Below are 911 nucleotides of genomic sequence, written 5' to 3' on the forward strand. Positions count from 1 at the left end.
TCGCGATCCTGCTCGACGGCACCGCCGACATGCCCGGCTGCCGCAGCTACGTAGTGGCCAGGGACCCCGGCCTTCCCGATGCAATCTGGATCACCGAAGTCTGGGACAGCCAGGAACAGCATCGTGCCTCGCTCGCGTTGCCGGCGGTGCAGGCCGCGATCGCCCAAGCCCGGCCACACATCACCGGATTTGGCGAGCGCTTCGAGACCGAACCGGTGGGCGGGCTCGGCAGCTGACCCCCGGCCGCGCGCTCAGCGCGCGAACCGCTTCGCCCCGGCAACGCAGGCCACCGCGCACAGGGTCACCAGCAGCATCGCCGCGCTGACCTGCTCGTGCAGCAGCAGCGCGGCCAGCCCCAGGCCGAAGAATGGCTGCAGCAACTGCAGCTGACCGACCGCGGCGATACCGCCCTGTGCCAGCCCGCGGTACCAGAACATGAAGCCGACCAGCATGCTGAACACCGAAACGTACCCCAACCCCAACCAGGCCGGGTTGCCTACGTCAGCCAATGTGGACGGCCAGCGCAGCCACAACAGCGGCAGCATCAACGGCAGGGACAGCACCAGCGCCCAGCTGATCACCTGCCAGCCGCCCAGCGTGCGTGACAGGCGCGCGCCTTCGGCATAGCCCAAGCCGCACACCAGCACCGCGGCCAGCATCAGCAGGTCGCCCTGCAGCGAGGCCTGCCCGGCGCCAAGCAGCGCATAGCCCACCACCGACGCGCTGCCCAGCAGTGAGAAGCCCCAGAACGCCGGACGCAGGCGCTCGCCACCACGCAGTACGCCAAACAGCGCCGTGCTCAGCGGCAGCAGGCCCAGGAATACGATCGAGTGCGCCGATGACACATGTTGCAGCGCCAACGCGGTCAACAGCGGAAACCCCACCACCACGCCCAGTGCTACCACCAGCAA

The 911-nt window shown here is 68.9% G+C and carries 2 protein-coding genes; one reads left to right on the plus strand and one right to left on the minus strand.

Annotated elements, in window-relative coordinates:
- Window positions 1–236 (plus strand): putative quinol monooxygenase (locus ACXJKJ_RS30230; RefSeq protein WP_457395062.1); only part of this gene is annotated, 236 nt, incomplete at its 5' end.
- Window positions 237–251: 15 nt separating this feature from the next.
- Here ACXJKJ_RS30230 and ACXJKJ_RS30235 read toward each other — a convergent pair.
- Window positions 252–911 (minus strand): DMT family transporter (locus tag ACXJKJ_RS30235; protein ID WP_457395065.1); only part of this gene is annotated, 660 nt, incomplete at its 5' end.

The organism is Roseateles sp. P5_E1, from assembly GCF_054049335.1.